Here is a 7,902-nt window from a genome sequence, read left to right as displayed (position 1 = left end):
GTGACGGCGTCTTTCTACGCGGTATACCACGGCCCGGAAGGGCTCAAGGCGATTGCTCGCGATATTCACGACTGGGCCGGGCGTTTCGCGGCCTCGATGGCGGAGGCTGGCCTCGTCGTCAAGCACGATGCGTTCTTTGACACTGTCGCGGTGGAGGTCCCGGGCCGGGCGGAGGGCATCGTCGATACGCTGGCGAAGTCTGGTTACCTGGTGCGCGCGGTGGATGCGGACACGGTTGCGGTGAGCTTCGGCGAAGGCACGTCCGCGGAGGATTTGGCGGCGCTGGTGGGTGGTTTTGGGATCACAGTACTTGCCGACGATCACTCTTATGAACTGCCGGAGGAGCTGCAGCGTGCTGAGGCACCTCTGCAGCATGAGGTGTTTAATACCTATCACTCCGAGACTCAGTTGATGCGTTATATCCGTGTGCTGGGTGATAAGGATTTGGCTTTGGACCGGGCGATGATTCCGCTGGGGTCGTGCACGATGAAGCTGAACCCGACTGCCGGGTTGGAGGCGATCACGTGGCCTGGTTTTGCGGATGTGCACCCTTATACCCCGGATGAGTTCACTGCCGGTTGGCGTGAGCTGATTGAGGAGCTTGAGCAGTGGCTGGCGGAGTTGACGGGCTATGCGAAGGTGAGTGTGCAGCCGAATGCGGGCTCGCAGGGTGAGTTGGCGGGCCTGTTGGCGATCCGCCGCTACCACGTGGCCAATGGGGACATGGGGCGCGATATCTGCCTGATCCCGGCGTCTGCGCATGGTACCAATGCGGCGTCGGCAACACTTGCGAACCTGCGCGTTGTGGTGGTGAAGACTGCCGACGACGGTTCCATCGACACTGCCGATTTGGACGAGAAGCTGGAGCAGTATGGCCCGCAGGTTGCGGCCATCATGATCACCTACCCCTCGACCCACGGTGTGTTCGATCCTGAGGTGCGCGAGGTGTGCGACAAGGTGCACGCGGCAGGCGGCCAGGTCTATATCGATGGCGCGAACATGAACGCGTTGACGGGTATTGCCCGTCCGGGTGAGTTCGGTGGCGACGTCTCGCACCTGAACCTGCACAAGACGTTCACGATCCCGCACGGTGGCGGCGGCCCTGGTGTGGGCCCAATCGGTGTGGCGGAACACCTCGTTCCGTTCCTGCCAACAGACCCGACCACCGTCGATGCCTCTGCCCCCGTCCCGGTTGGTGAGGGCGTTCCGGTAGCATCGACGAAGTATGGCTCGGCGGGTGTGCTGCAGATTTCATGGGCGTATATCGCCATGACTGGTGCCGCCGGCCTAGCGCACGCCACCGCGCACGCTGTGCTGGGAGCTAACTACATCTCGCGCGCGCTTGCCGACGATTTCCCCACCCTGTACACCGGCGCGAACGGGTTGGTGGGCCACGAGTGCATCTTGGACCTGCGCGAGCTGACCGATGCTTCCGGTGTGACCGCGCTGGACGTGTGCAAGCGTCTGATGGACTTCGGTTTCCACGCCCCTACCCTGGCCTTCCCAGTGGCAGGCACTCTGATGGTGGAGCCGACCGAATCCGAGGACAAGGAAGAGCTGGACCGCTTCATCACCGCGATGAAGACGATCCGCGCGGAGATCCAGGAGATCATCGACGGCACCGTGGCCTACGAGGACTCGGTGATCGCGCACGCGCCGTTTACTGCGTTGTCGGTCACTCGCAATGAGTGGGAGTACTCCTTCGACCGTGAGAAGGCCGCCTACCCCGTGGACAGTCTGCGCCGCTGGAAGTACTTCCCGCCGGTGCGCCGCGTCGACGACGCTTATGGCGACCGCAACCTCGCCTGCGCCTGCCCACCCCCTGAAGCTTTCGATATGGAAGGACACTAAGCACAACTATGACTGCGACCCAATCACCTTTACATGCCGTGCACGAAAAGCTCGGCGCCACGTTTACTGATTTCGGCGGCTGGGACATGCCGCTGAAGTACGCCAACGAGCTCGACGAGCACCGTGCCGTGCGCTCCGGCGTTGGAGTGTTTGACCTTTCCCACATGGGTGAGATTGCCGTGAGCGGCCCCGATGCCGCCGCGTTCTTGGACTACGCGCTGATCTCGTCGTTAAGCACCCTGAAGCTGGGCAAGCCGAAGTACTCCATGCTTGTCGACGACAACGGCGGCATTCTGGATGACCTGATCACCTACCGCCTGGGCGAAGAGGATTTCCTGGTGGTGCCGAACGCGTCCAATACCGATGTGGTGTGGCAGGCGTTCAATGAGCGCGCCGCGGGCTTTGATGTCCGGCTGGATAACCAGTCCGCAGACACGGCGCTGGTGGCGGTGCAGGGCCCGGGCTCGGTGGAGCTGCTGCAGCCTTTGCTTGACGACGATCCAGCGAAACTGTCCTACTACTCCGCCGAACCGATGAGCCTGCAGGGCACGGATGTGCTGGTCGCACGCACTGGTTACACGGGCGAGGACGGCTTCGAGCTCTACGTCGCCGCCGAGGATGCCGGTGTGGTGTGGGACTATGTTGCCCGCGGCGCCACCCCCTGTGGCCTGGCGGCGCGTGACTCGCTGCGTTTGGAGGCTTCGATGCCGCTCTATGGCAACGAGCTGTCTGAGCAGGTCACCCCGGTTGAGGCTGGGATGACGCGTGCGTTTGCGAAGAAGGACGCTGATTTCGTCGGCAAGCAAGCCCTGACGGAGCGCGAACCGGAATTCGTGATCGCGGGGCTGACCTCTGATCAACGCCGTGCTGCGCGTAGCGGTGCCGAGGTGTACCTCAACGATGTGAAGATCGGTGTGGTGACCTCTGGCCAGCCTTCGCCGACGCTGGGCTACCCCGTGGCGCTGGCGCATGTGGATCCGGAACATGCGCAGATCGGAACTGATGTCGAAATTGATATCCGCGGGCGCCGTTATCCGTTTACTATTTCTACAACCCCGTTTTACTCTCGAAAGGACTAAGCCGATGAGCTTGCCACAGGAATTCTCCTACTCCGAAGACCACGAGTGGATCAACTCCACCCCAGAAGCCGCCGCAGGTTCCACCGTGCGCGTGGGCATCACCTCCGTCGCTACCGAGCGCTTGGGCGAAGTTGTCTTCGCTGAGCTGCCAGAGGTCGGCGACCAAGTCACCGCCGGCGAAACGTGCGGTGAGGTCGAATCCACCAAGAGTGTCTCCGATCTGTACTGCCCTGTCACCGGCACCGTCACCGCCGTCAACGACGCCGTGCACGACGGCTACGAGGTGATCAACAATGATCCCTTCGGTGAGGGCTGGCTGTTCGAAGTCGAGGTCACCGAGGTAGGCCCGCTGATGACCGCCGACGAATACGCAGAGGCGAACGGCGTCGCCTAAAATGTTGCGGTATGACCGCACCGCGTGACCCGTTCTTCCCCGCAGACAAATCCATCCGAGCCTCATTCGACCCGCTTGACGTGCGTCGGCTGGGGCTCGTGGACTATCAAGAGGCCTGGGAGATGCAGGCCGAGATCGCCAAGGCGCGTGCCGACGACGCCGTGCCCGACACCGTGCTGGTGTTGCAGCACCCGAATATCTATACCGCGGGCAAGCGCACCCAGCCGGAGGACCGGCCCACCAACGGGCTGCCCGTGATTGATGTGGACCGTGGCGGGCGGATCACCTGGCACGGCGAGGGTCAGCTGGTGGTCTACCCCATTATTAAGCTGGCGGATCCTGTTGATGTTGTTGACTATGTGCGCCGGCTGGAGGAGGCCATTATCCAAGCGGTGCGCCAGGCGGGTGTGACCGCGGCCGGGCGGATCGACGGGCGCAGTGGCGTGTGGGTGCCTTCCGAGGTGGCCGCTGCGGATCCTGCTGCGCCGACGCGTGACCGCAAGATTGCGGCCCTGGGCATCCGTATCTCGCGCGGAGTGACCATGCACGGGCTGGCGTTGAACTGCAACAACACCCTGGAGTACTACGAGCACATCGTGGCCTGCGGCATCGACGATGCCGACAACACGACGATGAGCCTGGAACTGGGGCGGACTGTCACCCCCGAAGAGGCTGCTGATCCGCTGCTGACCGCGCTGGACGATGCGCTGGCAGGACGGCTGATCGTTGCTGACCACACATTCAAAACGATGCCCGATCCCACCAAGGGCCTGCCGCGTACACCCCGCAGCAATCAAACGTGAATATGATATTCGACACCCCCCTCAAAGAAAGCTACGGTGAAGTTTGTGACTATTGCACCTGAAGGACGTAGGCTCCTGCGCATCGAAAAGCGCAACATGGAAACCCCCATTGAGTCCAAGCCGCGCTGGATTAGAAACGCTGTTAAAACTGGTCCCGAATACGAGGACATGAAGAACAAGGTGAAGGGCGCTGACCTGCACACGGTGTGTCAGGAAGCCGGTTGCCCCAACATTCACGAATGTTGGGAATCGCGCGAGGCGACCTTCCTGATCGGTGGTGCAAATTGCTCTAGGCGCTGTGACTTCTGCCAGATCAACTCCGCAAAGCCGGAGCCACTGGACGTCGAAGAGCCGCAGCGTGTGGCCGAGTCTGTGCAGGGAATGAACCTGAACTACGCCACCATCACCGGCGTGACCCGCGACGACCTCGAGGACGAGGGCGCGTGGCTCTACGCCGAGGTGGTGCGCAAGATTCACGAACTCAACCCGCACACCGGCGTGGAGAACCTCACCCCTGACTTCTCCGGCAAGCCAGACTTGCTCCAGGAAGTCTTCGAGGCCCGCCCCGAGGTCTTTGCCCACAACCTGGAAACGGTGCCGCGCATCTTCCGCCGCATCCGCCCAGCCTTCCGCTATGACCGTTCGCTGGACGTGATCCGCCAGGCACGCGACTTTGGTCTGATCACCAAGTCCAACCTGATCCTGGGCATGGGCGAAACGCGCGAGGAAGTTCTCCAGGCACTGCAGGACATGGTCGATGCTGGCACCGACATCATCACGATTACCCAGTACCTGCGCCCAGGCCCGAACTACCACCCGATCGACCGTTGGGTGAAGCCGGAAGAGTTCATCGAATACCGCGACGCCGCCTACGAAATGGGCTTCGGTGCTGTGATGGCTGGTCCGCTGGTGCGTTCGTCGTACCGCGCCGGCAAGCTCTACGTCGAAGCAATGGAGCACCGCGGCCTCGAACTGCCAGAGAACCTGAAGCACCTGAAGGAAACCTCCCAGGGGGCGACCGCCCAGGAGGCCTCCACCCTGCTGGATAAGTACGGCCCGTCGAAGGATCACCCCGTCGGCGCGCCACGCGCATAATCGGTTGATGCGCCACGAGGCTGTTATGCCCGTGGCGCATTTACGCATTTTCCCAGTGTCTGGCTAAAGTAGGGTCCATGGCTGAGTCGAAGAGTGCAAAGGCTGCCGAAAAGGCGGCGAAGAAGGAACAGCGCCAGGCAAAACGTGCCCAGCGCAAGCAGACGTTCTCCCAGATGTGGCAGGCGTTCAAGCTGCAGCGCAAGCGCGATAACAAACTGGTGCCGTACATGGTGCTGACGGTGGTTGTCGTCGCCGCCGTCTTCTTCGTGATCGGCCTGCTGCTGAACCTGGAGTGGATGTTCCTCATCTTCGGCATCCTCTTCGGCCTTGTCGCCGCGATGTTCGTGTTCACCCGCCGACTGGAAAGCTCCATGTACGACGAAGTCGGCGACACCCCAGGTGCTGCCGGCTGGACGCTGGAAAACATGAAGAACACCGTCGGTATCGCTTGGGTGACCAAGACCGGTGTCGCCGCGAACCGCTCCATGGATACTGTTCACCGCGTGGTGGGTAACCCAGGTGTCGTGCTTGTTGGCGAGGGTGACCCCAAGCGCCTCAAGCCGCTGATGGACAAAACCAACAAGCGCGTCGACCGCCTGCTGGCTGGTGTGCCCATCTACGAGATCTTCGTTGGTGAAGGCGAAGGCCAGGTCCCCTTGAAGAAGCTGCAGAAGGAAATGATCAAACTTCCTCGCAACTACAAGAAGGACGAGGTCTACTCCATCGCCGCCAAGCTCGACGCGATGGATGCGGCGAAGGGTGGCCAGATGGCCGGCCTGCCAAAGGGCCCGATGCCACACCAGGCGCAGAACATGGCCGGCATGAACCGCCGCATGCGCCGGATGCAGGAACGCCGCAGCAAGTAACCTCCGTGGTGTAGCTCCTCTTCTCGCTTCACAACCGCCTCATCGTTTCGACGATGGGGCGGTTGTTTGTTTCTCTCCTCTTACGCCGCCCCTTCTAAGCCACCCCGCCCCCCGTTATCGCAAACCGATATAGTCCTCGGCCCATACTGCGTGATGCCAGTAGGTTTTCAATAAGTTACCCGCACTATGTAGCGAGGACTATATCGGTTTGTGAGAAGGGCTGGGGGCTAGTCGCACTATGTGGCGAGGACTATATCGGTTTGTGAAAAGAGCGCGCGGGGCCGCAGGAACTAAAAACTAGGAACCGCGAACCAGGCACCAGGCACCAGAAGAGCCGTTAGAACCCGCCGAGGACCTGGGCCACGAGGATCTTGGCGATCATTGCCACCGGGTACACCATCGCGTAACCGAGTGCCACGCGCGGATCTGCACCAGTGCGGTCGTTGGAGAACGCCAGCACGGCCGGCTGGGTTTGTGCACCTGCGAGGAAGCCAGACAATTTGGTGCCGCCCATGCGGAACATGTAACGCATCACCACGAAAAGACCGGCACCGTAGATGACGGTGATTACCGCGCCGAGGATCAGGATCGACAACCAGGAGCCGCCGGAGAAAGCGTCCAAAATACGTGCGCCTGCCGTGGTGCCAGCGGCGGCCAAGAAGATCAACAAGCCAAGTTCTGACAACACCGCACAAGTAGTCTGCGGGATGGCGGTAACGAACGCACCAATACGGCCCACACGGCCAAAGACCAAACCAACCAGCAAGGCACCGGCCGCAGCACCAATGGCGAACGTGCCTCCCCCGGGCAGTGGAATAGCGATACCACCAAGGAAAATACCCAGCGCCAAGCCTAGGCCTAAGGCCACGGGGTTGATGTCTGTCAGCCCGCGGGAAGAGTCGCCAAAATAGTTAGCGATTTCCCCCATATTTTCGTGCGGGGCGACGATGCGCACGCGGTCACCCAGCTGCAGCTTTTCCGCTTGCTCGGCCACTTTATCGGTGTCACCACGGCGAATGCGCGAGGTATAGCCACCGAAGCGTTCCCCGATCTCCGCATCGATTTGGCGCACCGTTTTGCCGGCCAGCTTGGAGTTGGACAGGGTCATTCGTCGAAAGTCGAGGTCCTTGCGGTCGAGCATCAGGGAGCGTTTCGACGGCTTGCCCAGGTACTCGATGGCCTGGTGCATCTGGTGCTCGGTGCCAACGATGGTGACCAAGTCGCCATAATCCAACGGGGTATGCACGCCCGGGATCTCAATGGTGCCGCCGGCGCCGTGCTGGATACGGGAGAATACCATCTCCGAGCCGACATAGTTCTGCACGTCTTCCACCACGGGACGGTCGGTGCGCTCAACCAAGATGGTGCGGTTGAGTACCGGGTCGGGCGCGTCAGTGTCCCCGCGGCGCTTACTTAGCGCGATCAGCGCGAAGCCCAGCATGCCCAGCACACCGAAGATATAGGCGATCGCATAGCCAACGGTCGCGGCCGCAGCATCACCCGAAGATGTGCCGGCGGCGGACAATGCCGGAGTATTTGTCACGGCGCCGGCAAAGGTACCGGCGATCGTCGCAATGTCCAAGCCCAGCAGCCGCCCCACACCCAGGCCTGCCGCAGCAGTAACGACGAGGACCACCACGTAACCGACCAGCTCACCGACAGAGGTGCGTAGGGTGTGGAAGAAGTTCGGCCCGGATGTGATGCCGATGGAGAAAGCGAAGAGCACCAAGCCCAAGGTGGAAATGTCGTGGGACAGTTGCAGCTCCACGCCCTGGGTGGAGGCATAGGCGGTAAGAATCAGAGAAACGAAGAGG

At 61.6% G+C, this 7,902-nt stretch carries 7 protein-coding genes; 6 read left to right on the top strand and 1 reads right to left on the bottom strand.

The window, feature by feature from the left end; genetic code table 11:
- The 6 genes from gcvPB to ACHFGA_RS01815 all read left to right on the top strand — a co-directional run.
- Positions 1-1,851, top strand: a 1,851-nt coding sequence (gcvPB, locus tag ACHFGA_RS01840; RefSeq protein WP_394280759.1) for an aminomethyl-transferring glycine dehydrogenase subunit GcvPB, incomplete at its 5' end; no start/stop codon positions are given.
- A gap of 8 nt (positions 1,852-1,859) precedes the next feature.
- Positions 1,860-2,930 (top strand): glycine cleavage system aminomethyltransferase GcvT, encoded by a 1,071-nt coding sequence (gcvT, locus tag ACHFGA_RS01835; protein ID WP_394280758.1) that lies wholly within the window; start codon positions 1,860-1,862, stop codon positions 2,928-2,930.
- Positions 2,931-2,934: 4 nt separating this feature from the next.
- On the top strand, positions 2,935-3,324 hold the full coding sequence (gcvH, locus tag ACHFGA_RS01830; protein WP_018580653.1) for a glycine cleavage system protein GcvH: 390 nt from the start codon (positions 2,935-2,937) through the stop codon (positions 3,322-3,324).
- A gap of 11 nt (positions 3,325-3,335) precedes the next feature.
- Positions 3,336-4,127 carry a lipoyl(octanoyl) transferase LipB gene (gene lipB, locus ACHFGA_RS01825; protein ID WP_394280757.1) on the top strand — a complete coding sequence of 264 codons (792 nt, stop codon included), beginning with the start codon at positions 3,336-3,338 and terminating at the stop codon, positions 4,125-4,127.
- Between the two features lie 45 nt (positions 4,128-4,172).
- Entirely contained in the window at positions 4,173-5,222 is a 1,050-nt protein-coding gene (gene lipA / locus ACHFGA_RS01820; RefSeq protein ID WP_394280756.1) for a lipoyl synthase, read from the top strand.
- A 77-nt stretch (positions 5,223-5,299) separates the two neighbouring features.
- A complete protein-coding gene (locus ACHFGA_RS01815) occupies positions 5,300-6,088 on the top strand; it encodes a DUF4191 domain-containing protein (RefSeq protein ID WP_394280755.1) in 789 nt (262 codons plus the stop codon).
- A gap of 337 nt (positions 6,089-6,425) precedes the next feature.
- Here ACHFGA_RS01815 and ACHFGA_RS01810 read toward each other — a convergent pair.
- On the bottom strand, positions 6,426-7,902 hold a 1,477-nt coding region (locus tag ACHFGA_RS01810), incomplete at its 5' end, for a TrkA C-terminal domain-containing protein (RefSeq protein WP_394280754.1).

This window comes from Corynebacterium sp. (genome assembly GCF_043426755.1).
Classification (GTDB): domain Bacteria; phylum Actinomycetota; class Actinomycetes; order Mycobacteriales; family Mycobacteriaceae; genus Corynebacterium.
This window is presented reverse-complemented; position numbering and strand designations above follow the sequence as displayed.